24 protein-coding genes are annotated in these 26,540 nt (G+C 69.4%); 9 read left to right on the top strand and 15 right to left on the bottom strand.

What is annotated here, in order from left to right; genetic code table 11:
* Positions 1-61 precede the first annotated feature (61 nt).
* The 4 genes from QQ657_RS22370 (at position 62) to QQ657_RS57065 (ending at position 5,869) form a co-directional block, all read left to right on the top strand.
* Positions 62-1,990, top strand: a complete 1,929-nt coding sequence (locus QQ657_RS22370; protein ID WP_284744153.1) for an ATP-dependent nuclease — start codon at positions 62-64, stop codon at positions 1,988-1,990.
* Positions 1,987-3,843: a UvrD-helicase domain-containing protein gene (locus QQ657_RS22365; RefSeq protein ID WP_284744152.1), complete on the top strand. Its 1,857-nt coding sequence runs from the start codon at positions 1,987-1,989 to the stop codon at positions 3,841-3,843. Before QQ657_RS22370 ends, QQ657_RS22365 begins: the two co-directional genes overlap by 4 nt.
* A gap of 584 nt (positions 3,844-4,427) precedes the next feature.
* The gene (locus QQ657_RS22360; RefSeq protein WP_284744151.1) at positions 4,428-5,273 is read left to right on the top strand and encodes a YncE family protein; all 846 of its coding nucleotides are present in this window, start codon (positions 4,428-4,430) and stop codon (positions 5,271-5,273) included.
* A gap of 116 nt (positions 5,274-5,389) precedes the next feature.
* On the top strand, positions 5,390-5,869 hold the full coding sequence (locus QQ657_RS57065) for a PA0049 family protein (RefSeq protein ID WP_491047355.1): 480 nt from the start codon (positions 5,390-5,392) through the stop codon (positions 5,867-5,869).
* A gap of 433 nt (positions 5,870-6,302) precedes the next feature.
* On the opposite strand, the gene QQ657_RS22350 is transcribed toward QQ657_RS57065, so the two are convergent.
* Entirely contained in the window at positions 6,303-6,788 is a 486-nt protein-coding gene (locus QQ657_RS22350; protein WP_284744149.1) for a hypothetical protein, read from the bottom strand.
* Between the two features lie 468 nt (positions 6,789-7,256).
* On the opposite strand from QQ657_RS22350, the gene QQ657_RS22345 reads away from it, so the two are divergent.
* The 3 genes from QQ657_RS22345 to QQ657_RS22330 all read left to right on the top strand — a co-directional run bounded on the left by QQ657_RS22345 (position 7,257) and on the right by QQ657_RS22330 (position 9,350).
* On the top strand, positions 7,257-7,499 hold the full coding sequence (locus QQ657_RS22345; RefSeq protein WP_284744148.1) for a hypothetical protein: 243 nt from the start codon (positions 7,257-7,259) through the stop codon (positions 7,497-7,499).
* A 685-nt stretch (positions 7,500-8,184) separates the two neighbouring features.
* Complete coding sequence (locus tag QQ657_RS22335; protein WP_284744147.1) at positions 8,185-8,934, top strand: anti-sigma factor family protein; 750 nt, start codon at positions 8,185-8,187, stop codon at positions 8,932-8,934.
* A complete protein-coding gene (locus QQ657_RS22330) occupies positions 8,931-9,350 on the top strand; it encodes a hypothetical protein (RefSeq protein WP_284744146.1) in 420 nt (139 codons plus the stop codon). The genes QQ657_RS22335 and QQ657_RS22330 overlap by 4 nt, the downstream gene beginning before the upstream one ends.
* 1,081 nt (positions 9,351-10,431) lie before the next feature.
* Here the strand turns inward: QQ657_RS22330 and QQ657_RS22325 are convergent.
* Positions 10,432-11,622, bottom strand: coding sequence for a pentapeptide repeat-containing protein (locus QQ657_RS22325; RefSeq protein ID WP_284744145.1), 1,191 nt, complete (start codon positions 11,620-11,622; stop codon positions 10,432-10,434).
* A 131-nt stretch (positions 11,623-11,753) separates the two neighbouring features.
* Here QQ657_RS22325 and QQ657_RS22320 point away from each other — a divergent pair, with 131 nt between their 5' ends.
* Positions 11,754-11,993 (top strand): hypothetical protein, encoded by a 240-nt coding sequence (locus QQ657_RS22320; RefSeq protein WP_284744144.1) that lies wholly within the window; start codon positions 11,754-11,756, stop codon positions 11,991-11,993.
* A 125-nt stretch (positions 11,994-12,118) separates the two neighbouring features.
* A complete protein-coding gene (locus QQ657_RS22315) occupies positions 12,119-12,877 on the top strand; it encodes a DUF6283 family protein (RefSeq protein WP_284744143.1) in 759 nt (252 codons plus the stop codon).
* Positions 12,878-13,130: 253 nt separating this feature from the next.
* Here QQ657_RS22315 and QQ657_RS22310 read toward each other — a convergent pair whose 3' ends face one another.
* The 13 genes from QQ657_RS22310 to QQ657_RS22250 form a co-directional block, all read right to left on the bottom strand.
* Positions 13,131-13,901: a DUF2637 domain-containing protein gene (locus tag QQ657_RS22310; protein WP_284744142.1), complete on the bottom strand. Its 771-nt coding sequence runs from the start codon at positions 13,899-13,901 to the stop codon at positions 13,131-13,133.
* Positions 13,902-14,042: 141 nt separating this feature from the next.
* The gene (locus QQ657_RS22305; protein ID WP_284744141.1) at positions 14,043-16,415 is read right to left on the bottom strand and encodes a penicillin acylase family protein; all 2,373 of its coding nucleotides are present in this window, start codon (positions 16,413-16,415) and stop codon (positions 14,043-14,045) included.
* 87 nt (positions 16,416-16,502) lie between these two features.
* A complete protein-coding gene (locus QQ657_RS22300; protein WP_284744140.1) occupies positions 16,503-17,996 on the bottom strand; it encodes a carboxylesterase/lipase family protein in 1,494 nt (497 codons plus the stop codon).
* A 45-nt stretch (positions 17,997-18,041) separates the two neighbouring features.
* Positions 18,042-18,626: a TetR/AcrR family transcriptional regulator gene (locus QQ657_RS22295; RefSeq protein WP_284744139.1), complete on the bottom strand. Its 585-nt coding sequence runs from the start codon at positions 18,624-18,626 to the stop codon at positions 18,042-18,044.
* 9 nt (positions 18,627-18,635) lie between these two features.
* The gene (locus QQ657_RS22290; protein ID WP_284744138.1) at positions 18,636-19,454 is read right to left on the bottom strand and encodes an alpha/beta fold hydrolase; all 819 of its coding nucleotides are present in this window, start codon (positions 19,452-19,454) and stop codon (positions 18,636-18,638) included.
* On the bottom strand, positions 19,442-20,602 hold the full coding sequence (locus QQ657_RS22285) for a TetR/AcrR family transcriptional regulator (protein WP_284744137.1): 1,161 nt from the start codon (positions 20,600-20,602) through the stop codon (positions 19,442-19,444). Before QQ657_RS22285 ends, QQ657_RS22290 begins: the two co-directional genes overlap by 13 nt.
* Complete coding sequence (locus QQ657_RS22280; protein WP_284744136.1) at positions 20,599-22,131, bottom strand: long-chain-fatty-acid--CoA ligase; 1,533 nt, start codon at positions 22,129-22,131, stop codon at positions 20,599-20,601. Before QQ657_RS22280 ends, QQ657_RS22285 begins: the two co-directional genes overlap by 4 nt.
* Before the next feature lie 40 nt (positions 22,132-22,171).
* Positions 22,172-22,999 carry an SDR family NAD(P)-dependent oxidoreductase gene (locus tag QQ657_RS22275; protein WP_284744135.1) on the bottom strand — a complete coding sequence of 276 codons (828 nt, stop codon included), beginning with the start codon at positions 22,997-22,999 and terminating at the stop codon, positions 22,172-22,174.
* Positions 23,000-23,013: 14 nt separating this feature from the next.
* A complete protein-coding gene (locus tag QQ657_RS22270; RefSeq protein ID WP_284744134.1) occupies positions 23,014-23,418 on the bottom strand; it encodes a MaoC/PaaZ C-terminal domain-containing protein in 405 nt (134 codons plus the stop codon).
* Positions 23,415-23,876: a MaoC family dehydratase N-terminal domain-containing protein gene (locus tag QQ657_RS22265; RefSeq protein WP_284744133.1), complete on the bottom strand. Its 462-nt coding sequence runs from the start codon at positions 23,874-23,876 to the stop codon at positions 23,415-23,417. Before QQ657_RS22265 ends, QQ657_RS22270 begins: the two co-directional genes overlap by 4 nt.
* A 1-nt stretch (position 23,877) precedes the next feature.
* Complete coding sequence (locus QQ657_RS22260; RefSeq protein ID WP_284744132.1) at positions 23,878-25,059, bottom strand: lipid-transfer protein; 1,182 nt, start codon at positions 25,057-25,059, stop codon at positions 23,878-23,880.
* Between the two features lie 123 nt (positions 25,060-25,182).
* Positions 25,183-25,992, bottom strand: coding sequence for a DUF3592 domain-containing protein (locus QQ657_RS22255; protein ID WP_284744131.1), 810 nt, complete (start codon positions 25,990-25,992; stop codon positions 25,183-25,185).
* 9 nt (positions 25,993-26,001) lie between these two features.
* Complete coding sequence (locus QQ657_RS22250; RefSeq protein WP_284744130.1) at positions 26,002-26,529, bottom strand: hypothetical protein; 528 nt, start codon at positions 26,527-26,529, stop codon at positions 26,002-26,004.
* Positions 26,530-26,540 lie beyond the last annotated feature (11 nt).

Here is a 26,540-nt window from a genome sequence, read left to right as displayed (position 1 = left end):
GCAACTGATCAAAGATGCCGCCCTTCTGTCTGGGCGGATGTTGGGCACGAAAGGTGCGTACATGAGGCTGGCCTCGATCGAAGCGCGCAACTTCCGGTCACTGCGCTGGGTGCGAGTGCCGATTCGAGAGCACCTGACCGTCGTCATCGGAGAGAACAACGGCGGCAAGTCCAATCTGCTGGACGCGATCCGTCTGGTGACCGATCCGCTCGACGGACGGCGGGATCGATACTGGGACGCCGACGACGTCGCGCGGATACCCAACGCCGACACAGTAGTGCTGACGGCCACCTACTCGCTGACCGCCCCGGAACAGATGGGCACCTACAGCCAGGCCATGCTCGAGGGCATGAAGTCCGTGCGGTACCAGGTCACCTACACCCCGCCGGCAGGCACGGAACTACGGGGCAAGACCCAGTGGACAGCCGGCGAAGGCCGGTCCACCGACCGCGATCCCGAGCCGGAGGCCCGTGGTCGTCTCCGACACGTCTACCTGCAGCCGCTGCGCGACGCACAGCGCGAGCTGAACTCAGGATCCGGACGCCGACTGTGGGTGATCCTCAACTACCTCCTCGCCGAGCACGGCGTCACAGAGACCGACTTCGTCAGCGAGATGAAAGCGACTCTGGACGCGGTCAGGGACAGTCCGCGCGCCGGAAAGGTGCTCAGCGACGTCGAGACCGCGGTACGCACACCGTTGGAGGACGTCTCCGCCGGCGCCAGCCCGCAGAACGCCGATGTCTCTTTCGCCGACCCCACGCTCCTGTCGATCGCGCGCTCCCTGCGGATCAGGATGAACGACCAGGGCCTGTCCCCGCGCGACATCGTCGGCTCCGGCCTCGGCTACGCGAACCTGCTGTTCATCGCCACCGTCGTCGCGGAACTACGCGCAGCCCGCGATCAAGACCTGACGGTGTTCCTGGTCGAGGAACCCGAAGCGCATCTGCACCCCCAGCTGCAGACCCTTCTGGTCGAATACCTTCGCGACGCCGCGGAAGCCTCCGCCGAGAACGCTGCCTCACCGCACCACGCGGGACGGATCCAGGTCATCGTCACGACCCACTCACCGCTGATCGCCTCGTCTGCCGACGTGGAGGACCTCGTCGTCCTCAAACGCAAGCCACTGACGACAGACGACCCCCAACACGAGCTGTTGGTTGCCGAGCAGGGTCCGCTGGCCCCGGGTACTCCGCGTCCGTCTCATCACTCGAGTCTCTTCGAGTCCAAAGCGATCCCGCTGGCGGAGCTGTCCCTCCGCCGCGGGCACCACGCCAAGCTGAAGCGCTACCTCGACGCGACCCGCAGCGCCGTGCTGTTCGGCCCACGCGTCATCCTGGTCGAAGGCATCGCCGAGGCGCTGCTGCTGCCGGCGTTCGCCCGCCTGGTCCTGCACCGCCCGCCCGCCACACCCCTGTTCCAGACCGCAGCCACGGACGGGGGAAGCGACGACGCGCAGACACAGCGCGACCGAGCCACCTGGGCCCGATTCGTCGGCACCACCATCGTCGCCATCGACGGCGTCGACTTCGATCCGTATGTCCGTGTTCTCCTGACCGCATGCGAGGGGGGCCGGGTCGCCGAACGCGTCGCCGTGATCACCGACGAAGACCCCACCAGCCCCGGCGACCGCCGACGCGCGCTTCTGCATCTGGCGGACGAACTCGGCGCCGCCGACAAATTCGACGTCTTCCTCGCGCGACCGACCCTCGAACCAGAGCTGCTCGGCGCCGCACCGGAAAACCGTGCCGTCGTCGAGCGGGCCTTCAACCGGCAACGTCCCAAGGCCGGAGTCGCCGCATGGGCCCGGATCGATGAACTGACCGACCCCGCCGCTGTCCAGAAGATGTTCATGGACGAGTTCACCAACCAGAGTCTGCGCAAGGGCGACTTCGCGCAGGACATCGCCGAGCTCTCGTCGAGCGCGTCAAGCTTCGTAGTTCCCTCCTACCTCGAAAACGCGATCGCCTGGATCTCGCAGGCACCAGAGTGACGACGCTGGAAGCACGCCGCGCAGCAGCGCGCGAACGTCAGGAACTCGCAACGACGCTCCAGGCACCGCTCTACATTCAAGCCTGTCCCGGAGCCGGAAAGACACGAGTCATCGTCAACCGACATCTCGCCGCCGCACACGCCGGCGGGGCACGTGGACGCGCGGTCGTGTCCTTCACCAATGTCGCCTGCGACGAAGTCGTCCAGAGATGCCGCGATGCGGGCAAACCTCAGCTCACTGCTTTCCCCAACTACGTCGGCACGATCGACACGTTCCTCTGGCGCTACATCGTCCGGCCTTTTCTCTCCGGAGACCGAATCTGGAACAGAATCGACTCCTGGGACCGGATCGGCGCCACGGTCGCGGTGTGGCAAGGCCAGATCTGCCACAAGCTTCGCCTCAGTGACTTCTTGTGGTCGCGCGAACCAGACGAGACACAGTGCCAGGCGCAACTGGTCCGCAAGACGCGCAACATCAAAGCTTATCTGGCGCTCGCCAAGGCAGGCCAGCTCAACGCTGCCGGGCGAGCGGCAGTCCGGCGCCGAGACCAGCTGGCCACGAAGGGGTACATCACAGGTCACGAGGCACGCATCCGGGCCCTGCGCATGCTGCGCGACCACCGCAGCCACGCGATCGGCATCATTTCCAGCCGCTTCGACGAGATCGTCATCGACGAAGCTCAAGACTGTTCCGCCCTGGATCTGGCAATCCTCACCAAGCTGAGAAACGCTGGCATACCACTGGTTTTCGTCTGTGATCCCGATCAGGCGATCTACGAATTCCGCGGCGCACAACCCGAGAACGTCCGCACGTTCGGCACAACCCTCGGCTCGTGCGTCGACCTCGTGGGCAACTGGCGCAGCAGCCCGGCGATCTGCGCGTTCGCCGCGACGCTGCGGCCATCGGGCGCCCAAGCAACGGACGATCCCGTGGGACCGCACCACGACGAGGGCGCGGGAGTGCTCCTGATCCCCGCGAAGAATCCCCGAGACGAACAGACGCTGGCTCGATTCAACCAGCACGCCGACGCTCTCGGTATCGCCACGGAGCGCCGGCTGGTGCTCGCGCATGCCGCCGCGACACTGCCGTCTGTAGCACGGGTTGGCCCGTCAACACCACCGGACAACCACTCGGCCCGAGCAGCCTGGGCCGCGTCTGTTCTCGGTGCCAGCATCGCCGGCAAGACACTGCGCGAGACGGCTTTTGAGGTCTTCGAGCGCCTTATCCTCCACTACTGGTACACCGAGTCCGACATCGACAACCGAACCGTCGCGGCGGCTTGCGAACACCTGGGTCTCGACCCATCGCAGCTTCGTCAACTGGCCGCACGCCTGATAAGCGATCTGCCTGACGTGGACCGGACCCCATTCGGCGCCTGGTGTGCAGCCGCCAACGCGCGCCTCAGGCAGTCAGCACCCGAGCCGGGGAAGCCACGACGGGACGCCAGCGGCAGCCTACGAGCCGGCAGCATAGCGGACAAGACGACACGAGCGGCCGGAGGAACCCCGGGCCCCAGCCTCGACCAGGCGATACGGACCAACATCATTCACCAGGTGAAAGGCGAGGAAGAAGACGCCGTACTCGTCGTCGTGCCGGAGGACACCCGCACCGGCACCCGCACCGACGACCTGATCGAAGCTTGGTTGTCCGATGACCACACGAGCGTGGTCGCCGAAAGCTTGAGGGTCCTCTACGTAGCCTCCACACGAGCACGTCGGCTCTTGGCACTGACGTTCCCCGAGGCCTACCGTGACCGCGTCGCCGCCTATCTCAACGATCGAGCAGTCCCGTTTCACATGACCACCCAAGTCGCCATAGCGCCGCAGCGCAGCGAGCACACGGCACCGCCGTAAATCTCCATCATCGTGCTGGCCTGATCGACCGGAGCCACCACATAGACAGTGTCCGTCCGTGGCGTTCCGCACAGCTGGCACAGGTCGTCGGTGCGCATGCGCCCGGCTCGGCGGCTGTCGAACTTCCACGGATCCCAGCCCCACCACGCGTCCCCGGTCCACTGGCGGCCGGCCATAGCCGAGGGCGCACCATCGGCCGCAGCGGCAGCGGAGCACCGGTGTGGTCGAGGTCGGCGGTGCACGGCGTCCGCGGCGGAGACCATCGCCCCTCAGCCGTAGCGACCGGCCTACGTTATGGACCGGGAGCACACCGCGAGCGTGTTCCCGGCAGGCACTTCGGTCTCGAATCACGAGGTTCGTGCAACGATTGAGTCGCCGCCGGTAGCGCCGTCAGGCTCGCCAGCGACACCAACGCCATGCGAAACCGACGGTTCTTGCGCGCCAACACATCTGCTAGGACCAGATGTCTGGTCATCTTCGCGCTGGCCGTCGTCGCAACGGCCTGTGCTCCGTCTCCGGCCCACGACGCATCCGAAGCCACCGGCGATCCGAGCACAGGTACTGGCGCTCCCCTCAGGTATGGGGTGATCGCCACGGTCGCCGCCGGAAGCCAACCGTTCGGCGTGACAATCGATCCCACTCTGCGGCGGGCTTTCGTCGCCGACGACGCCGTGGATTCCACTCGCAATGTCACGACGTTCGACGCTGGCAGCGCTGCCCGGATATCGTCGTTTTCGGCACAGGTCGGCTCCGACACCGTGCTCGACGTCACGGTCGATCCGTTGACGCACACGCTCTACCTGCCGCACTATCCCGCAGATGCTGGCAGCGGCGTCAGCGTGGTCAATGGCGAAAGCGGAGCCGTCACAGCCGATGTTCCCGTGGGCTCCGCCCCGTACGCCACCGACACCGATCCTGGCGCCCGCGTGCTCTACGTCGCCAACCACGGTGACAACACGGTCTCGGTGATCGACGAGCAGAGCAACACGGTCTCGGCCGTGCTCCCAGCCGGGGAAAGCCCGATGGACATCGCCGTCGATCCGACCACACACGTGGTCTATTGCGTGAACCAAGTCGGCAGCGTGACCGTGATCGACGGAGTCAGCCGCTCAGTACGGGCGACCATTCACGTCGGGCACAACGCCACCAGCATCGCCGTCGCATCGGACACCCACACCGTCTTCGTGTCCAACTCCGACGACAACACCGTTTCCGTCATCGACGGGTCCAAGAACGCCGTCACGACGACATTCTCTGTTCCCGGCCGGCCCGGCCGGCTCGCCGTCGATCCCGATCGCCACGTTCTGTACATGGGGAGCTCGGACACTTCGGTCTCGGTAGTCGACACGACGAACTACTCGATCATCGCGACGATGCCGGTCGGCCAGTACCCGAGCTCTATAGCGGTCGACCCGACCACGCCTACGTGACGAGCAGCAAGAGCAACACCCTTTCGGTCATCGGCCCGCAGCGCGCCTAGCAAACCGTGGCCGTGGCATCTCGAGCCTGAAGGTCCTCGCGACGGGCTGATCCCGGCTTCCGCGGCGTGGGTGGCGGCGGTCGCCGGAGGACTCGGCCGCGTCATCCACCCCGTGGAAGGAAACCCCGTGCGCTTGACCGCCCTGCTCCTCCGCTCGCGGCCGTCCCGCTCTTCGCATTCCCCGTTCCCGCGGCGGCCGCGTCCGGATGCGTCGACCGGGCCATCTCGCCGACCGTCGACGATCCGAGGCCTGACGACTTCCTTGCCGGCCTTCGGCCCGCCGTCGGGCCCGAACTCGTCCGGCTGGCCGGGCTCGATCCGCTCGTCGCCGAGGTGAAGCACGACCTCTGCGCGGCACGCACCCCGCGCCGGGCCGAACGCGTCGTCACCCAGGCCGGCGACCGGCTGTGGCGGAGGGCCGTCGACCGCGCGCAAGGCCGCCGCTCCGACCTCGGCACGCTCGACCGGTTCGACGACCGGCCACTGTACTGGGCACGGCTACAGCTCAGCAGCGCGATCCGCCAGTGGACCCCGGCGACCCGCTGACGTGAAAACGCCTCATCCGCAGCCGAATAGGGCGTTATACAGTGAGCTGGTCGGCAAGCGGAAGCTGCGGATTCGTCACACTCGCCGGTTCCACGTTCGCCCGAGGAGCCTCCGTCAGACCCGGCGCGGTTCACTCCCCCGCGACGTGCCACAGGAGGTAGCGACGATTGTCGCGGAAGAACCCCTGGCACTCGGCCAGTTCCTCGGGCGTTCGCGCGCAATGCTCCGGGAGCGGATGGTCATTGCCGTTCACATCGCTGTCGGTGGCCCGCCCGGGCAGACCGGGCGACTGACGATCCGCATGCCGAGGTCGCGGCGGCGGATGCGCCTCTCGACACCGGCGCGGTCTGGGCGCCGTGCATTCCGGGTGATTTCGACCCCCTACAGCTTCATCAGCAGCCCAGTCCACCACCGGAACCGTTGTCAGCACGCCCTAACTCGCTCGAGCGTGCAGGTCCCCGGCCAGTCGGCTCAGTGTGCGGTAGCTGCCGTCGAGTTCGATCTTCCGGAAGTTTCGCAGTTCGATCACGCACTGCGCAGTGCGCGCTACGGGTATCAGGCCCGCCCAGAGGGAGCCGGTCTTGTAGCTGACCGAGCGGATCATCGACCAGGTGACAAGGCATCGGACCTCGCGCCCGTGAACTTCCGCGAAACCGCCGTCGAAGACGTAGATGCCGCCGTCGAAGCGTTTCCGCGTCGACACGCACCACCACAGGAAGAGCAGCGGCCACACGAACAGCACGATGGCCAGCCCTCCAGTCATGTCGCCTTCGCGGATTCCGAGCGCGAGCGCGCCCGCGAGTGGCGCGAAGGCGAAGAAGGTCCCGACGGCTCCCGGCCTGCGACGGTAACGGCGGAGACAGCCGCCAAGGTCGTGTTCGGCGGCTGTCGCCCGGAGGTGGGGCGGGGTCGGGATCACGCCCTGACGCTACTCGCGGCGGCCCGGTACCGGTCCCGTACTGACGCGGCAGACCGTTGGTGGCTCGACTTCCAGCAGGTCCCCGCAGTCCTGCCGGCCGGGGAGCGCATGGCCGAGGTCCTCCGGTGCGAGGGCTATACCGTCGCGACCGGCAAGTCCTCCGACGGGCAGTCCGGCGTGCCCCAGACTCGGTGGTCCACTTACCGGCGATCGCTTTCTGCGCGGTGGCCAGCCCAGACCGGAGCAGATCCCGCTGGGCGACCAGAGGTGCAAGCCAATCCTCTTACCGCGGCTCCCTAGCTGGTCACCCCCCGCGACGACGGGGGTAACCACGCCTCTACAGAACTCCGGGCATCGGCTCGCGAACAGCAGCATGGTCGCCGGTCGCCTTGGAACGGGCCGTTCTCGTTGCATGGCCCATGCCCGTTCAACCCCGGCCGCAATGTGCGAGCCGGCTACCATCGGCTGGTGTCGAATCCGAGCGAAGACAACACAGCGCAGCTGGCGCAGATGCTGCAGGACATCGAGCACGCCGCCGAACAAGCCGCCGGCTGGCTGAGCGAACGAGACCGCCTCGTGGCGCAGGCCAAAGCACTCGGCGGCAGCCATCGCCAGATCGCCTCCCGCGCCGACCTGTCCCACGCCGCGGATGCAGAGCTGCTCAAGCAGCAGGTCACCTCGAGCGCCACGCAACCGGGTTCCGGAAGCTGATCCGATCGACTGCGGGCTTCCACCGCCCTCAAGGGGCTTATCGTGGCGCCGCCGGTTGACCGCGCCAGAACCATATCGAGCCGCAGCCGAGCCAAGGCTAAAGCCCTGAACCCTCGCGGGAGGTTAGGTCTGCACAACGCTGCCGACCGTGGTAGCCGGCGCGACGCGGTCCGGAACCACAGGCGCGCGAGTTTCGAGAAGGCCCACTCCTTCCATGGCGAATTGCTGGACCCGGCCACGGCGATCGAGATCGAAGCAGTGGCCGAGGACTTCCTCGCGGGACGCGAACCGCCCTTCGACCGCAGATCTCCGAGTGACACGTCGTCGACGGCCACGGCGACCTGCTCGCCAACGACGGCCCCCGCGTACTGGACTGCCTCGAAATCGACGACCACCTCCGGCACGTCGACGTCCTCGACGACGTCGCCTTCCTCGCGATGGACCTCAAACGCCTCGGCGCCCGTGAGCTGAGCGGAAGTAAACCGTGTCGTCGGCGGTCTCGCGCCGGCTGGGAGGGTCAAGCTTGGTTGAACCGGGCGGCGAATCGTGCGGTGACGAGGTCGCCGCCCTTGCGTTCGCGGACCGTCTCCACGGTTGCCACGGCGGGGCCGTCGGGAATCGGGAGCCCGGGTCGTCGACGGCCACCTCGACTACACTCGGCTCTGGTTGCCAAGGAGGGCCCGGCATGGACGAGGTTCAGGAGCGGTGGGTCAATGAGCAACTCCGGTCGAATCCGGAAACCTTCTACGATGCGCTCTCTTCGATCTTCTCCGTCGTGCCTTCGGGAGTCCTCGATCGGTCCCACACTGTCGGAGACTTGGTGCACCAGATTTCCGCGCTCAACAACCTCGACCGCGCGTTTGTCGAGGCCGGCATCTTGGCAGTGCTGGGCGAAACCGTAACGCTGCCAGGCGATGCCGGGAGTAAGGCCCGATCGAAACTAGCCCGGGGTTGGGGACTTCCGGAGTCCCACTTGTTAGGGGAAACCACGCAAGCTTACGTCGTCGGTGAGCTCTCGCCTTCGGCAACACAACGGGCGGAAGCCCATATTGCGCACTGCGCGGCGTGTTCGGCTGAGCTGGCGGCGATTCTCCGGGCGCGCGAGGCGGTTCGGAATTCGCCTCCGCCAGGGGTTTCCCGGGCATTCCTCGCTTCGCTGGCGGACTTTCATCCGCCGGTGTCCGGCGCGACCGGCGTCGAAGGCGCAAGCCCGGATCCACCGGACACGGCGCCGAAGCCCGCACGTCGCCGGCTGCGTTCCTTGCTGGCAAAGCGCACCGGGGTGCGCGAACGCCGGGATTCCGGCGGTGAGGCCGTGGGAATCGAGTCCGCGACCGATGCCTTGAACACCGTGCTCAACCGGCTCGGACCACCGCCTGAGCCGTTGGCGCAAGCGGTGGACTCGCCGGTTCCCATTCCGCAGGGGGTTTCATGACCGCCGCTCGGGGATCTCCGAAAGGGACGGCCTGGGAAACGCTGGCGCCGTGGGAGAAGGCCGCCGAATGGCACGCCAAGGCGCCGCACATCGCCGACGAGGTCATGGCGCTCGCCCGGGAGCAGGCTTGCCACCAGCGGCAGCTGGAACTGGACTACGCCCGTCACCAGCGGGTGCTCTCCACGCGGATTTGGATCACGCAGCTGATCACCCTCGGCCTGAGCATCGTCAACATGGTGGTCATCGCCATTCTGGCCTGGCACTCGATCGACACGGGCAACTTCGTGCCCACGTTGACAGTGCTGGGCGCGGGGGCCGGGCTGACGGCGGGAACGTACGGGGTCAGCCGGTCGATCGCGGGACGAGGTCTTTCCGCGCTGGATGCGAAGGAGGATCGCCAAGGAACGGGTGCTTGACGCGTTCCGCGTCGTGAACACGTGATCGGTTCGACCTATGATCGCCAGATGAGGGGGACCGTGGGACATCGTCGACCGGTTGTGCGCCTGGGCGGAGGAAACACCGTGGTGCGACCGGCTTGAGCTGGGCGGGTCGCTGGCGAAGGGGCGCGGGGAGCGGTATTTCGCACCTGCTGGACGTGGTCACCGGCGACGTGGCGAGCCTGCCCCGGACCGACGAGCTGACCCGCCAGGTCCTGGCCGTCCACGACGGCACCGTGTACTACCGGCAGAACTCCAACACCGCCAGCCGTGCATTCCGCGGGCGCCCGGGCACCGACCCGGAACCGCTGACCGTCGATCCGTGGCAGATGGACCAGCACTCGGGCGCCACCCTCGAAGCCGACGGCAGCAAGACGATCTGGCACACCCCCGATGGAGACCGGATCACCGTACCGACGGGCCAGCGGTACGAACTGGCCCCTGGCGGCCAGCGGCTCTATGCCTTCCGGTACGACCCACCATCAGCCTGGCTGCTGGAAGCCGGGGCAAGCGAACCGCGGGAGCAGCCGCTACCCGACGGCTGCGACACGAGTACGGCGATCCCGGCGGCGCCGTTCTGGGAATCCTCCCTCCACGCTGGTGTTCCACCACGAACGCGGCAGCGGAACCCGGTTGGTGCGCTGACACCTGCAGCTGGTCCTCGTCCCGCCGGTCCTCAGGGCCGGAACCGGGCAAATCTAGCTACGGTGGGGCGCCACGGTCTACGGCCACGTCGAGCTGTCGCTGTGCCCAGTCGACCGGCGCGGCCCGCTGCTCGGGGCTTCACGTCGAGCCCCGGCACCAGCCGCGGGTCGGCCGTGTCCTCGCCAAGGCGGCTGCAACCCGTGGTCGCGGGTTCAGCTGGAGCGCGAACCCGCCAGAGGAGCCGGACGTCGCCGCGTTCTGTGCCCGCGTTGGCGCACCACCTGTACCGGCAAGCTCGCGCTCGCATCTAGGAAGCCGCCGGGCACCATCAGCATCGAACCCCGCTGGCCGAAATGGTGACGGAACCAGGTGACCCGCGGCGGGCTCGCGCAGTCAGTCGCAGGATTGCGCAACCTTAAAGTGCACCTTCTCCCGGATCGGGGGACGCCTCGTCACGCGGTGATGCGTCATCCGCGGTCGGGTCGAAAGCCAGCTCCCCTTGGGTCGCGCCGCCGAACCCGGTGTACCCGATGAACGTCGCGCCGACGAACCCAGCGTGCGTGGTGAACGTCGCGCCGTCGAACACGGCGTGCCTGGTGAACGTCGCGCCGTCGAACACGGCGTGCCCGGTGAAGGTCGTGCCGTCGAACCAGGCGGCTTCGCTGAAGGTCGCGCCGTCGAACCCGGCGTCCCCCGTGAACGTCGCGCCGCCGAACCCGGCGTACCCGGTGAACGTCGCGCCGTCAAAGCGCGCACGTCGTAGTTGAGCGCCCGGCAGCATGAAGTCGATGAGCGTGGCGCCGGTGAGGTCAATGTCGATATCCCGCCAGAAGGTGGGCTGAGGGCTGGCCGGGTCCTCACCGGGGTAGAGATGGCGTTGCAGAATGCCTTGTGCGGTAAGGCGTACCTCGCGTTCTTGCAACCGGGAATCCCGAGCTTGGGCATCGGGTTGCGGTGTCGGTGTGCGGGGGATGGTGGTTGATCTCAGCAGCGGGCGCCGTATACCGAGCGGGCGAGGTTCGCTGGTCTCGCGTGGCGGAGTGTAGGGATTGCGCAGGTACGCGCAGATCACGTTGACCACCGTCTGGCGCTGGGGCGGGTTGTCCTGCGCGACCCGTTCGAGGGCGTAAAGGCCGCCGTGGCGGACCGCGGCCTGCGGCGACCCGAGTTGCTCGACGGCCTTGAGGTATAGCTCGCTCAGCCGCCGCTCGGCGGCGTCGTGCTCGGCGGCCTTGGCGACCCGGTCTTGGTGGGCCATCGTGGCCGTGTGGACGTCCTGCTGGTGGGCCAGGGTGCGTTCGGTGGAGTCCTGGCGCCTCCAGGACAGGTACAGCGCGACGACCCCGCCGCTGCCCAGCCCGATGCTCAGACCGATCTTGAGAGCGTCCAGGCGGGTGGATACGAGTTTGTCACCGTTGAGCCCGGCGGTCGCCGGCCACCACAGCAACACCACCGCGGCCGCGGTGAGCAACGCGATTACGGCTGCGGTCAGCCACATCATCTTCGGCGACAATTCACGTAACCGCGCACGCGGCGCCGCCGGCACGGCCGGTGACGGAACGGAGACACCAGCGCTCGGCGGCAGTGACGTCGGGTCGTCGGTCATGTTCAGCTAAGTCGCCGGGACGGGCCACGATGTTGCAGACCACCACGGGCGGCCGCGGGGCGCCGGCGGCCCTGTTACAGATTGAGGCCCGAGCGCGACATTATCGTCGAACGTGACAGGAAGCGTGGTCGATGACAGGCGAACGGCGAGTACTGGTCCGGGCGGACACCCGCACGGTGTCGGTGACCATCGACGACGCCCACGCGGAATTCCAGTACGCCGGGGTCACCGTTCAGCGACTGGAGAACAGCGACGTGGTCGAGCAAATATGGGTGCTGCTGGGAGCCTCCCCCACCTACGCCGACGACGAAGCACTTGTCGATGCCTTGCACAGCGCCCTCCGATGGAACTGGGTCGGCTCGCAGGCCTGACACCGTGGCGGCACCTACGGTCAGCCCGGGCAAACTACACTCCGTCCACGCCGAGCGAAGGGAAGCCCAGGGTGACTGTGCCTGATCCACCGGAGACCGCGCCCGCGGCGCGAGGTGTCGAAGTCGTGGCTGTGCGCGAAGGCGCCGACGGGTGGGGCGTCGTCACGATCTCCTCGCCCGGCGACGCCTACCAGGTAGAACCGTGCCTGCGGTGCCCGTGGCTGCTCGACTCGCCAGTCGGCGCGTTCCCGCCGGAGGTGTTCCGGCTCTCAGCGCACACCACCTACGACCAGGCGACGCGAAGGTTCGGCTGTCACGCCAGCAAAGCCGACGAGCCGAAGACCTGTGCCGGGTTCCTGCTGTGCGGCGCCGCCCACAACCTGACAGTTCGCATGTACGGGCCGGACATCACCAGCGACGTGTCCAGCGATCGTCCGCTCTACGCCAACTACCGGGCGATGGCCATCGCGAACGGCGTCGCCTCCGACGATCCCATTCTCTCTCCGTGCCGCGACGCCCGCCCCTACCTCGACAACGACGCCACAACCTCCGCCGCCGACCTCGCGCGGGATCGAGCCGCGGCGACTGTCGCTCGCGCCGTTCGGATCATCCGCGACTTCATCGTCGAGAGCGCCGGCATGGACCTCGGCGAGCCGATGACCGCCGACGCGACCCTGCTCGCCGGCCGTCTGGCCGCCGCTGGGCACCTGACCGTCCCACCACACGAGAAGAACTCCGGCAAGCGAATCCGCCGGCCCTGCCAGCACGGCCGCCGCGCACTGCACGCAGCCCGGTCCCGGCCACCCGGCGCTTCCGTCCATCGACCAACGGACGCGATCCTGGCAGAGTCCCGGCGTCACTTTCGTGAGACCCGCATCAGGTAGCGCGCGACGCCCATCAGCTCAGGTGCCATCGCATCAGGTTCCGCGAGTCAGGACACAACCCAGGTGGGCGATGTCGGAGCGGCCGATGCGCAGCCGCATCACCCGATAAAAGCCGTTATCAGGGACACGTGGGGAAGCCTGAGCAGCTGCCGACACCGATGGCAAGAGTGGGCCCGGCGACGAGCCACTCTGGTCACCAGGATCAAGACTCGCTGACTGGCGACCATGGTCGGCCCGCACGGCAGTGAGGGGGTCAAGAGCCGGTGAACGTCGATTCCAGCACGTCGGTGTTCCCTTCGCCGACAGGGGACACCCGATGCGGTCGGCCCAACGCTCCTGGATCTGGCGGCGCCATGGCCCCGTCCGGACCCCGGCCAGTCACCCGCCAGCGCCGCAGCACCCGGCGACCGTAGTTGTTCGTGCCGACAACACGATCAAGATCCGCTCCCGTCGGAGTCCTACCCGAAGCTTGCTCTTCGAGGTAGAACGCCCACATCTGCTGCTCAGCCGACCCCTCGACAGCAGGCGCGAACTCAGCATCCGCAACACCGGAGCAAGGAACTTCTATCGCTTGGACAACGGGTTCACTAAAGGCATCCACCCTCTCGGGCGATGGACCTCGACCATCGGCGCGATGGCGCTTCAACGCCCGGTTCAACAGCTCCACCGCCAGCAAAAGAGCCAGCGGAGGGCAAGCCGCAATCACCACCGAGAACACCGTCAGCCGCGGAGCCGATCCAATGTTCGCGCACAACGACAACGAGATCCCGAACCCAAACGCCACCCACGCAGCCCAACGACCGCCACCATGGCTCGGCCTCCACAGCTCGACCGTCGCCGTCGTCAGCAGCCCGTCAACGATCAAGGGCCAAATCGACGCAGTCGATCCGTCCGCACCGAACCGAACCGCAAACTCACGACCATGCCGGTACGACGCATACGCCGCCAGCACCGCCACCACGCCGGTACAGAGGCACTGCACCCACAGTGACCAGCTGACACTCTTAGTCGCTGAGGATGTCATGACCGACCACCTCGGCGACGCCGCTCAACATCGACTACGCCGGAAAACTGCAGCTCACATGCCTTTTCGAGCCGTTGGGTTCTGAACGGAACCGCGCCGGGGGCACCCCATCTGACCAGCGAGAACCGCTCCCGCCGAACCTCACCCTCCAGCGGGCTCCAGCCGGATTCGGACGTCCAGGTTCCGTTCCACCTCGCTGCGGCTGTACAGCAGCGGGAACGACCCACCCGAAGCCCACAGGCCGTTCAGATCGCTGTAATGCGGACTACGCGGATCCCCCGACTGCCCCGGTGCGTTGATCGCCGCCGAGCCGTTCCAGTTGCCCACGTCCAGTGCCATCTTGAACGTTGCCCCGATGATCTGGGCGTACGTCAGCGGGTGGAAGAACGACGGGTGGATCGTGTGGTAGTCGCCGCCGATCGGGGTTGGGCCTACGTTCGGGGCGCCCAGCGGGTGCTTGAACTCGTTGTGGTGCAGCGACCCCCAGTGCCACGTCGACGGGTCGGGGCCGAGCTGGCTCGCCACGTCGCGGAACGCCACCGGGAGCGAGTCCAGGATCAGCTTGTCGCGCACCGCCGCGCCGTCCGGGCCGAGCCATCCCGATGGGTCCCGGAAGGACGCGATGATCAGGCTGAAGTCGGGGTTGATCGTGCGGACCAGCGCGTCCGCCGCGGCCTGGGGCAGCACCGCGTGCGCCCACACGTAGTGCAGGTACTTCATGATCCACGTCTCGTACAGTGCGGCCGCCGCCGAATTCGCCGACGCGACGCCGTCCCAGCCCCGAAGCAGCTCCAGTGCCTTCGCGGTATCCGGGTCCGTCGAGGACAGCCCGCGCACGAACTCGAGGAGTTGCGTGGCCGCAAACGACTTCTCGTCCTTCTGCAGCGCCAGCGAGTCGGCGACGGTCGCGCCCGGGTGGGACTCGATCAGCTCGTCGATGCGCTGCTTGCGGTACGGGAGCTGCCATTCGTAGTTGGACACCACCGGGTGGCCCGGCGGGATGTTGAAGTCGTTGGCCGAGGCGAAGTACCCCGACGCCGGGTTGTACTGCCCTGGCAGCTCACTGTTCGCGTAGAAACCGTTCCAGTCGTAGCGCCCATCGCCGGGGACGGGCAGCAGGCCGTCGTAGCCGGCGCCCGTGCGACGCGGCGTCAGCCCGGCCGGGACGTAGCCGATGTTCCCGCGCACGTCGGCGTAGGCCAGGTTCGAGCCCGGCGTGCCCCAGTTCCGCATGCCCGAGGTGAACTCGCCGAAGTTCGTGGCCCGCTGGTAGTTCAGGCTGCCCAGGTACGCGCTGGCACCCGGCTGCGTCCACGCCGTGCGGACCGCGAACGCCCGGTGCGCCGCCTCGTCGACCTTGACGACCGGGCCGTGGCGGGTGAAGGACAGCTCCTTCGTGACCGGCGTGCCGCCGCGCACCGGCACGGACTCCGTGACCGTGGTCATCCGCTCCCAGCCCGTGCCGTAGCGGTAGCGCGTCGGGTCGTTCGGGTCGAGGTCGTAGACGTAGAGGTCGGTCTGGTCGATCGGCAGGTTCGTCAGGCCGAACGCGATGTTTTCGTTGTGCCCGATGGCGATCCCCGGGTTCCACGGCTCGCCCGCGCCGGCCAGGTTCAGCCCGGGCGCCGACAGCTGCGCGACGTACCGGCCCGACGGCAGGGCGTCCGCGCCGCGGTGCGGGTCGTTGGCCAGGATCGGCCGGCCCGACGCCGTCCGGTTCGGCCCGATCGCCCAGGCGTTGCTGCCGGCGGTCGCGTCGGCGATGTCCTTGGTCTCGGTCTGAAAGCCGCTGCCGGTGAAGTTCACCGCGGCGGTCGCGAGGTCGTACACCTTGAGCACGTCGTCGGGCACCGAGCACGGGTCGAGCCCAGCGGGCACCGCCGCCTCGTGGTCCGGGTGCAGGGAGCGCAGGTAGCGGCTCGCGCCGGGGCCGGCCAGGCAGACCAGCTTCGCGCGGGCGACCTCCCACATCAGGTTCTCCCCGATGGCGTGCGTGCGGATCCGCACCACGTCCTGCGGGCGCCAGCGGGCGGGCTGGTAGCCGAGCTTGGCGAACTCCGGCGGAACGGCGGAAGGGTTGCGGCCCAGCCAGTCGACGTAGGAGTTGATGCCCTCGGCGAACCGGGTGGCGGCGAGCCTGCCCTCCGGACCGTAGGACGCCCACTCCGCGTCCATGTCACCGCGGTAGAGGAACAGCCGGGCGGCCCGGTCCTGCTCCACATAGGACGGACCGAGCACCTCGCTGAGCGTGCCGAGCCCGCGGCGGCGCCAGGTGTCGACCTGGAACAGCCGGTCGCGGGCGATGTTGAAGCCCTGGGCGAAGAAGAGGTCGCTGGTGTCGGCCGCGTAGATGTGCGGCACACCCCATTTGTCGACGAGCAGGTCGACCGGCCGGTGCAGACCGGCTGCCGGGTATCTCGGCCCGGTCGCCGCCACGGCGCCCGGAACCGGCGACAGGCAGAGCACGACCAAAGCGAGGATCAGGCCGCGGAAGAACGGCCGGCGTCGGGCCATGGTGCTCTCCTCGTTCGGGAGTCGGGTCCGGGTTCGTCCGATATGTCTACCGGCCGCCGGTCCGCTCCCACGAGCCCCTTAGGGGTGCTAGCGCCTGCCCTCCCACGCCATCCGCTCGGCGCCCGCCGCGTCCGGGACGGCCCGGCTTTCCGTGTCGTAGACCATGGTCGTCCGCTCGGCACGGTCGTAGCCCGGCCAGCCGGGATCTCCGGTCGTGGCGAAGCGGACGAAGTCGGCGTGCACCCGCCGCGCCAGTTCCTTCGGCGGAGTGGCGCCGAAGAGGTCTGCCGCGGGCTTTCCCAGCGCCATCACCGTCTCGAGGTCGTCGCGCACGAACGGCAGGTCGACGGCGTGGAACGAGCCGGAGAACGGCGGGATTCCCGCGCGCTGCCACCGGAACTCGTACAGCCACGACGGCTCGGGACGCGCTTCGAGCAGGCGGATCGTCGGGATCCGGAACGCCCAGTCCGACCAGGCGGCCTCGACCAGCGCGGCCAGCCCGCGGACGTGGCGCGGGCCTTCGCGGTAGGCGCGTACCGTCGGGCCGTCCAGCCCGAGCGTGCGGCGCAGGCCCAGGCGGATCAGCGGCGCCACCGGCCCCGCGACGGCCGCGATGCCCTCGATCAGCGGCCCGGCCTCGTTGACCACCGTCCCGGCGAGCAGCGGGACGCCCGGCGCGCGGCCAGCGCTCACGACCGGGTCGGCCGGCAGGAACTCGGTGCCGTGCACCCCGCGGAACGGGCTGAGCAGCAGCGCCCGGCGATCGCCGCGGACCAGGCCCAGCGCGTACCGCTTCAACGCCTTGAACGACGCCGCCGCCGTGCGCTCGAGGCTGACCGCCGACAGTCCCGCCACGGTCGGCGCGACCCCGAGGTCGCGCGCGACCTGGCGTGTCACACGGAAAGCCTCCTCGGCGTCCACCGAGGCCATCGGGCACCCGCTCTGGGCGATCGCCCCGGCGAACGCGCCGCGGGAAGCGGGCAGCGCGAGGTGGTTCAGCACGCTGACTCCCCCACCGGACTGCCCGAAGATCGTCACGCGCGACGGATCCCCGCCGAACGCCGCGATGTTGCGCTGCACCCACGCGAGCGCCGCCGACTGGTCGCGCAGCCCGAGGTTGTCGTGGCCCTCGCCGAGGTACAGGAAGCCGTCGATGCCCAGCCGGTAGTTGATGCCGACGTGCACGACACCGTCACGCGCGAAGTTCTTGCCGCTGTAGCCGGGCAGCGACCCGGCGCCGTAGATGTACCCGCCGCCGTGGATGTGCACCATCACGGGCAAACCCGCGCGGCCGGGATCCGGCGTCCACACCTCGAGGGTCAGGCAGTCCTCGCCGATCTCGGTCGCCGCGTAGATCGCGCCGAGCGGGTTCTCCTCCACCGGCTGCGGCGGGACCGGCCCGGGCTCGGTCGCGTCGCGGACGCCGTCCCAGTCTTCGGCCGGCTGCGGCGGCAGAAACCGTCGCGACCCGAACGGCGGTGCGGCATAAGGGATGTTACGAAACCAGTGCAGCCCGTCGGCTTCGAGGCCTTCGACCATTCCGTGCTCGGTACGGACCCGCGGAGAAGCGACGCTCGTCATGTCCGCAGCCTTCCGGCTCCGGAGGAAATAGTCAAGCCGTACTAGTTACGCGTCCAAGATGCGGTGTGCCAGCCGCTTCCACGTCGCGAGGTTCGGGTCGCTCCGGTGGTCGCGCGGCTCGAAGGTGTAGGTCAGGGCGACGCCGCGCATGCTCGCCACCAGCACGGGCACGAGATCGGCGAAGCCGGGGTGCGCGACGTGCTCCGGCCCGAACAGATCGGTGATGAGCCCGCGGATGTGGCCGCCCAGCTCGTGCTCCCGCGGCCGCAGTGCTTCCGCGAGCTGCGGGTTGTGCTGCGCCGCGGCCCACAGCTGCAGGGCGGCCTTGAACAGCGGGCCGTGGAAGGTCAGCCAGATCTGCTCGACGGCGTCGTCGATCGTGCCGGCCGCCCGCGGGATGTCGATCCCGTCGACGCGCTGGATCGCCAGGTGCTGCACCGCGGCGATCAGCAGGTCGTCGCGCGAGGGGAACTGGTGCAGCAGGCTGCCGCGCGAGACGCCCGCGCGTTCCTGGATGCGCGACGTCGTCGTCGCGGCGTAGCCGTCCTCGGCGAGGCAGGTGACCGCGGCGGCCAGGATGCGCTCGCGCGTGTCCCAGGCCCGCTTCTGCACGGGCAGCGAAGTGGCCATGCCGCAAGACTAGTACCGGGCGTTCGCGGCCAGCAGCCCGGCGATCTCGCCCCACAGCGGCTCGGGCAGCTCGTGACCCATGCCGGGGAAGATCGTGAGCGTCGAGCCCGGGATGACCTCGTGCAGCCGGGTGGACGCCGCCGGGTCGACGAGCTGGTCGCTGTCGCCCGCCAGGATCGCCGTGGGTACTCGCAGCGAGCGGAGCACCTCGTCGTGGTCGGCCGTGGCGAGCAACGCCGACAGCTGCCGCGCCGGCCCGCCGGGATCCCAGCCCCGGTCCCAGATCTGCCCGGCCACCTCGGTGAGCCACGCGACGTCCTGGGGGTACGCGGTCGAGCGGCAGAACGCTTCGGCGGCCGGGTAGAAGGCGATGAACTCGTCGCGGGTCGCCGGAGCCGGCTCGCTCAGCCGTCCGGTGATCTCGTCCCGGCCGCGGAAGTACCGCAGCGACGGCGCGGTGTAGACGAGCCCCAGCGACCGCACCCGGTCCGGGTGGCGCAGCGCGAGCTCCTGTGCGACCATCCCGCCCATCGACTGCCCGGCGACGTGGGCCGAGCCGAGGCCGAGCCCGTCGAGCAACGCCGCGGTGTCGTCCGCGAGGTCACCCAGGTCGTACCCGCCTTCGGGGTAGCGCTGGGACTGCCCGACGTCGCGGTTGTCGAAGCGGATGACGCGGAAACCTTCGCGCACTACCGCCTCACAGAAGCCGGGCCGCCAGCCCAGCAGCTGGGCGCTGTAGCCCTGGATGAGCACCAGCGGCGGCAGGTCCGCGTCGCCGAAGGAGTCCCAGGCGATGCGGGCACCCGCGGGCGTGGTCACGAACGGCATGGCTCGGCTCCGGCGTCCGTGAGGATCGCGTGCACGACGGCGGCGAGGTTGGTGTTGGCCGAGGTGTACCGGGCGATGTGCGGGGTGCGCAGCAGGTCGTTGACGACCTTGAGGCCGATCTGCACGCGCAGCCGGGCGGCCGCCGGCTCGATGCCGGGCGAGATCTCCTGGGCCAGTGCGATCCACTCGGCCGCGTACTCCCGTTGCGCTCCCAGGGTTTCCGCCTCAACCTCACGCTCTCCCGAGCGGCCGACCTCCAGGGAACCCCACTCCCGCGAATGCTCCACATAGGACTGGGTCACCAGCCGCAGCGCGTCGTCCGGGGTGCTCGCGCGGGCGAACGCGGCGTCCAGGCTGATCCACAGGTAGTGCGTGCCGCGTTCGTAGACCGCGCGCAGCAGGTCGGCCTTGCTCTTGAAGTAGCCGTACAGGTTCGGGCCGGTGACGTCGGCGGCCGCGCCGATGCCGGCCATCGACGTCTCCTGGTAGCCCTGGGTCGCGAACTGCTGCGCGGCCGCCAGCAGCAGCCGTTCGCGGCGGGACACCGGAGTCCGCCCGGTGCCCGGCGCGTACCGGGCCGAGCCGGTCGGGCCGACGGGCGCCGACGCGATGGCGAGCAGCGCGGCCCGGACGGCGACGCGGCGGTGCGCCGGCGTGGCGTGGATGGTGCTGGTGCCCAGGCACGCGAGCGCGGACTGCATCGCCCAGACGAGCAGCTCCTCGTTGCCCTCGTCCAGGTCGTCGCGGTGTGCCCGCAGGACGCGCGGGAACTGTGCGGCCCAGGCTCGCATCGTGTCCACGTACTTGCGCCGCAGCCCGGGTTCGGCGTAGCGCACCTCGCGGTCCCACAGGTCGGCGATGTGGGGGTGCGGCGTGACGAGGTCGATCGCCTCGTCGACCGCGGGTTCGAGCGCGGTCTCGGTGATGGTCCGGTCGAAGCCGGCGAAGCTCTCCCGCAGCACCGCGTCCAGCAGGTCGCTCTTGGTGGCGAAGTGCCGGTACAGCGCCCCGGCCGTGATGCCGACCCGCTCGGCGAGCGCGGTCATCGTGACGTTCGGGTAGCCGAGCTCGACGATCAGCTCGCACGCCTGCAGGACGATCTGCCGCTTGCGGTCCTTGGGCCGACGGCGCGGTGGCTCGGCACTCACCCCTGCCTGCCTCCTCCGGCCGTCGCGCGCAGCTCCAGCTTGAGGATCTTACCGGCGGCCGACATCGGGAACCGCGTCACGACCTCCAGGCTGCGCGGGCACTTGTACCCGGCGATCTCCCGCTTGCAGAACTCCCGGAGCTCTTCGAGCGTCAGCGTCGCGTCCGGGACCAGGCCGACGACGGCGTGCACGCGCTCGCCCCACCGGTCGTCGGGCACGCCGATCACCGCGACCTGCGCGACCGCCGGGTGCTTGGCGACGGCGTTCTCCACCTCGATGGAGTACACGTTCTCGCCCCCGCTGATGATCATGTCCTTGATCCGGTCGACGATGTAGACGTACCCCCGCTCGTCCATGTAGCCGCCGTCGCCGGTGTGCATCCAGCCGCCCCGCACCGCTTCGGCGGTTTCCTTCGGCTTCTTCCAGTAGCCGAGCATGACGTGGTCGCCGGCGACGACGACCTCGCCGACCGTGCCGCGCGGCACCTCTTCGTCGAACGGGTCCACGATCCGCACCCGCGCGTACGGGGTGGCCCGGCCGGCCGCGCGGCGCAGCACCGGGTCGTCGTGGTCCTCGTCGACCAGGAACGTCGTCGACGGCGACAGCTCGGTCATGCCGTAGGCCTGCAGGAACCGCGCCGAGGCGAACACTTCGCGGGCCCGGCCGAGCACCGCCTCCGAGATCGGGGAAGCGCCGTAGATCACCAGCTCCAGGCTGCTGAGATCGTGCGCCCCCGCCTCCGGGTGGTCCACGACCAGCTGGATCATCGTGGGCACCAGCAGGATCTGCTTCGCGCCGTGCCGGGCGATCGCGCGCAGCACGCCCACGGGCTCGAACGCTGGGAGCGGCACAGTCGTCATGTCGACCAGCATCCCGGCCACCCACGCGCCGAACCCGGCCATGTGGAACGCCGGGGCGACCAGGATGGCCGCGCCGCCGTGCGGGACCTGGCTCTGCGCCACCAGCATGCCCATCGCCGCGGTCATGATCTGGCGGTGGCCCAGCATGACGCCCTTGGGGAACCCGGTCGTCCCGCCCGTGTAGAAGATGCCCAGCAGCGCGTCACCCCGGCGGTGCGCGTCCTCGACCGGCTCGGCGGCCAGCAGCTCGCTCCACGGGACCGCCCCGGGAAGCTCATCTTCTCCACAGTGGACGATCGTGCGCAGTGCCGGCGCGAGCGCCCGCAGCTCGTCGACGATGCCGGCGAACGGGTCGTCGACGAACAGCACCGAGACGTCGGCTTCCTCGAGCGAGTAGGCGATTTCCTTGACGCTCCAGCGGGTGTTCACCGGCACGACGACCGCGTCGGCCCAGGCGATGCCCAGCACGATCTGGCAGAACCGGTCCGTGTTCGGCGCCAGCAAGCCGACCCGGTCGTCCTTGCCGACGCCGAGCGCCTTCAGGCCGCCGGCGACGCGCGAGACGATGTCGCAGGTCTCGCGGACCGTCGTCCGGCGCTCGCCGTAGACGGTGAACAGCTCGCCGGGTCGTTGCTGCACCGCCCGGTGCAGCGGTTGGGTCAGGTACATGGCCGCTCCTTTGCGACGTCGGTGAAACCTGCGAAACCTCTTACGACTCCCAGCCTCCGCCGGTGACGATGATCTGCCCGCTCACGTAGTCGGCCTCCGGGTAGGTCAGCATGACGACCGAGCCGGCCGCTTCCTCGGGCGTACCCGGCCGGCCCAGCGGGATCAGGGACTTCGCCGCTTCGAGGATCCGCGGGCTCACCCCCACCTTGATCTCCTGGCCTTCGATGTCGATCGTCGAGGTGCCGTCGGCCGGCGCCGCGGTGAGCCGGGTTTCGATGAAGCCGAACGCGACCGCGTTGACGTTCACCCGGTAGCGGCCCCATTCCTTGGCGAGGGTCTTGGTCAGGCCGATGATCGCCGACTTCGCCGAGGAGTAGTTGACCTGGCCGGGGTTGCCGGAAAGCCCGGCGACCGAAGAGATGTTGACGACCTTGCGGTGCACCGCGAGCCCGGCGGCCGCCTCCGCCTTGGCCGCCGCGCTGATCACCGGCTGCGCCGCGCGCAGGATCCGGAAGGGTGCCTTCACGTGGACGTCGTGGATCGCGTCCCACTGCTCGTCGGTCATCTTCTGGATCACCGAGTCCCAGGTGTAGCCGGCGTTGTTGATGACGATGTCGAGGCCGCCGAAGGTGTCGGTGGCGGTGCGCACGAACCGCTCGGCGAAGTCCGGCGCGGTGACGCTGCCCGGGCAGGCGACCGCGTTGCCGCCGGCGCCGGTGAGCTCGGTGACGACTTCGGCCGCCGGCGCGCTGTCGAGGTCGTTCACCACGACGTTGGCGCCCTCGGCCGCGAGCTTCACCGCGATGGCCCGGCCGATGCCGCGGCCCGCGCCGGTGACGATGGCGGTCTTCCCGTCGAGCTTTCCCACTGGTGCCGGCCCTTTCAGTCGATCGCGACGACGGCGTGGCCGCGCAGCGTGGTGGTGCCGTCGTCGAGGTCGACGGCGAGGTCGAGGGTGGCCCGCCGTTCGCCGGCCACGTCGTCGATCGACACGACCCGCGCGTGGCAGACCGGCCGCGCCGCGACGGGCGTGATGGCGACGAACCGGACGCCGTAGGAGCGCAGCCGCTCTTGCGGCGCGATGCCGGTGAGCAGCCGCGCGAGGTAGGCCATCGAGAGCATCCCGTGGGCGAACACGTCGTCGAGCCCCGCGGACTTCGCGACGTCGAGGTCGAGGTGGATCGGGTTGTGGTCGCCCGAGCCGCCGGCGAACAACGCCAGCGTGGTGCGCGAGATCGGCTCGATCGGCAGGGGATCGAACTCGTGGCCGGCGGTCCAGGTCGTCACGCGGTCACCTCGGCGGGCCGGCGGATCGCGGTGGTGCCGATCGCGTCGGCGACCGGCTGTCCGTGCCGACCGGTGATGGTCGTGGTGGTGACCAGGAACTCCAGCGCGCCGCCCCGCTTGGCGTAGACGTCGGTGATCCGCGCGGTCGCGGTCAGCTCGTCGCCGGCGTGGGCCACGCGGTGGTAGACGAACTCCTGCTCGCCGTGGAGCACGGTGCGCAGGTCGACGCCGAGGTCGGTCAGCCAGGTGAACGGGTCGGCGGTTTCGAGGCTCACCGCGAAGAAGAACGTCGGCGGCACGGGCAGATCCGGGTGCCCGGCGGCCCTCGCGGCGTCGAAGTCGGTGTAGACCGGATCGGTCTGGCCGGTCGCCTTGGCGAACAGCCGCAGCCGGCTGCGGGAGACGAGCAGGGTCCGCGTGCCGGTTTCGCGTCCGATGTGGACTCGGTCGATCGGCATCTCAGGCCCTTTCGTACAGGGTGACCACGCACGCGCCGCCGAGGCCCAGGTTGTGCTGCAGGGCGACGGTCACGTCGTCGACCTGGCGGTCTCCCGCTTGCCCGCGCAGCTGCCAGACCAGTTCGGCGCACTGCGCGAGCCCGGTGGCCCCGAGCGGGTGCCCCTTGGACAGCAGGCCGCCCGAGGGGTTGGTCACCACCCGGCCGCCGTAGGTGTTGTCGCCGGCCAGGACGAACTTCTCCGCAGTGCCCGCCGGGGTGAGACCGAGGGCTTCGTACGTCAGGAACTCGTTGGTGGTGAAGCAGTCGTGCAGCTCCACCACCCGGAGGTCCTCGGGCCCGACGCCGGATGCCTCGTAGACGTCGTTCGCGGCCTTGACGGTCATGTCGTAGCCGACGACCTGGCGCATGTCGCGGGCTTCGAACGTGCTCGGCGTGTCGGTCACCAGTGACTGGGCCTTGATCCGCACCCCGCCGGCCACGCCGTGCGCGCGGGCGAACTCCGGCGTGCACACGATCGCCGCGGCGGCGCCGCAGGTGGGCGGGCAGCACTGCAGGCGGGTGAGCGGGCCGTGGACGACCGGGGAGTTCAGCACGTCGTCGAGGGTGATCGGGTCGCGGAAGACCGCGTACGGGTTGTTCGCCGCGTGCCGGCGTGCCTTCACGGAGATCCGGGCGAAGACGGCCGGGTCGGTCCCGTATTCGTCCACATAGGCCTGTCCGGCACCGCCGAAGAGCTGCGCGGCCTGCGGCGCCTGCTCGTCCTGTCCCTGGATCTCCCGCTGGGCGTCGTCGTGCCGGGCCAGCGGCGACACGCGGTCGGTGTAGACGCTCGAGAGCGCGCCCGGGGTCATCTGCTCGAAGCCCAGGGCGAGCGCGCAGTCGACCACGCCGCTCGCGACCGCCTGCCGGGCCAGGAACAGCGCCGAAGAGCCGGTCGAGCAGTTGTTGTTGACGTTGACGACCGGGATCCCGGTCAGGCCGACGCCGTACAGCACGGCCTGGCCGCAGGTTGAATCGCCGTATACATAGCCGGCGTAGGCCTGGCCGATGGAGTGGTAGCCGAGTCCCGCGTCCGCCAGCGCGGCCCGCACGGCGGCCTCCCCGAGCTCGACGTAGCTGCCACTTTCCCGGGGCTTGGCGAACGGAACCATCCCCACCCCCGCGACGACGACGTCGGTCACGACCGCTCCCTTCCGTCCGATGACAGTGAACAGAGACTTACTTGTCATTCACTTAATGTCAAGGGAGAAGGCGCTTGAGCTGCGGTTCAGCCAGCTCATCGTGGATAAATTAGTCTGAACTGACTAGTGTGCGACCGGTTCCACCAGCACCGCATCCGGGTCCTGCGGGTCGTACCGCACGGTCACCGTCGAGCCGCGCGACGGCGACTGGAACAACGACGTCACCATCGTCGCCACCACCGTGCGCTCCCCCGTCTCCGTCGCGAACCGGACGTGGACGACGAACCGCGGGTTGCCCATCAGCCAGACGTTGGTGAACTCGACGTGCACCACGTGCCCGGTGACGCGCCGCCCCCGCTGCCGCAGCGCCTCCGCGCGGTCGTCCGCCTCCGCCTCGCGCAGGAACGCCCGCAGCAGCACCACGATCAGCACCAGCGCGACCAGCCCGGCCACCGCCGGAACCAGGTACGGCTCGTAGTAGACGACCCAGTCCACGTCGGACCAGGGCTCCGCCCGGCCGTCGAGGAACGGCAGCCGCTGCCCCACCGACTCCGGCGGGGTCCACGACGGGATCGCGACGCCGCCGCCCAGCGCCACGCCCAGCGCGGCCGCCAGCGAGCTCGCCCGGAAGCCGATCCCGAGGCGGCTCAGCGACAGTCCCGCGTCCCACAGCATCGCGAACCCCAGCGACGACGCCACCGTGACCGCCACGCTGAAGAACAGCACCAGGGAGACCGCCGGGCCCGCGTCGGCCCCCCACGCGTCGACGCGGTTCAGCGACATCAGCCGGAAGCCGTCCAGCATCCCGAGCGACCCGGACCAGCCCGCGGCGGCCCACGCGAGAGTCGTCGGAATCCCGAGCAACCACAGCCGCCGCCCGGCCCGGCGGTCCGGCCGAGGCGGGTCCACGAGCCCGGGAACGAATCCGAACACCGCGGCCGCCTAGTCGATCGGGCCGAACACGGCGACCTTCGCCGGGTCGGCCGGGTCGACGCGGGCCTCGTGCCGGGTGCCGGGCGCGTACTGCTGGATCGTCGCCTGCGGCGCGATCAGCCGGGTCACCGTCCGGTAGGGGGTGCCGCCGGCGCGGGTGACCTCCAGCGTCGCCGTGTACTGGGCCTGCCCGGCGATCGTCCGGCCGGTCGGCTCCAAGGCGCGGATCACCAGCGTGGCCGGCTCGCACGTGTCGTACAGCCGCCGCAGTTCGGTGCCGTAGGCCTGCAGTTCCTGCTGCTGGCGCAGCTGCTCCTCCGGCGGGAGCGCCATGAACGCCGCCATGTCCGGGTCGGCGGCCAGGCCCCGCAACGCCTGTGCGGCCAGCTGCGGCGTCGGCAGCTGCGGGGTGATGTCGTACCCCTGCGCCGCCGCGGCCTGCCGGAACTGCTCCGCGTGCTGCCGGAAGTCCTGCTCGCCGCGGGCCATGCCCTGCTGCGTGGCCTCGTTGACCTTCTCGCGGATCTTCTTGAACATCGGTCCCGCCC

This window comes from Amycolatopsis ponsaeliensis, from assembly GCF_030182635.1.
Classification (GTDB): Bacteria; Actinomycetota; Actinomycetes; order Mycobacteriales; family Pseudonocardiaceae; genus Amycolatopsis; species Amycolatopsis ponsaeliensis.
This window is presented reverse-complemented; position numbering and strand designations above follow the sequence as displayed.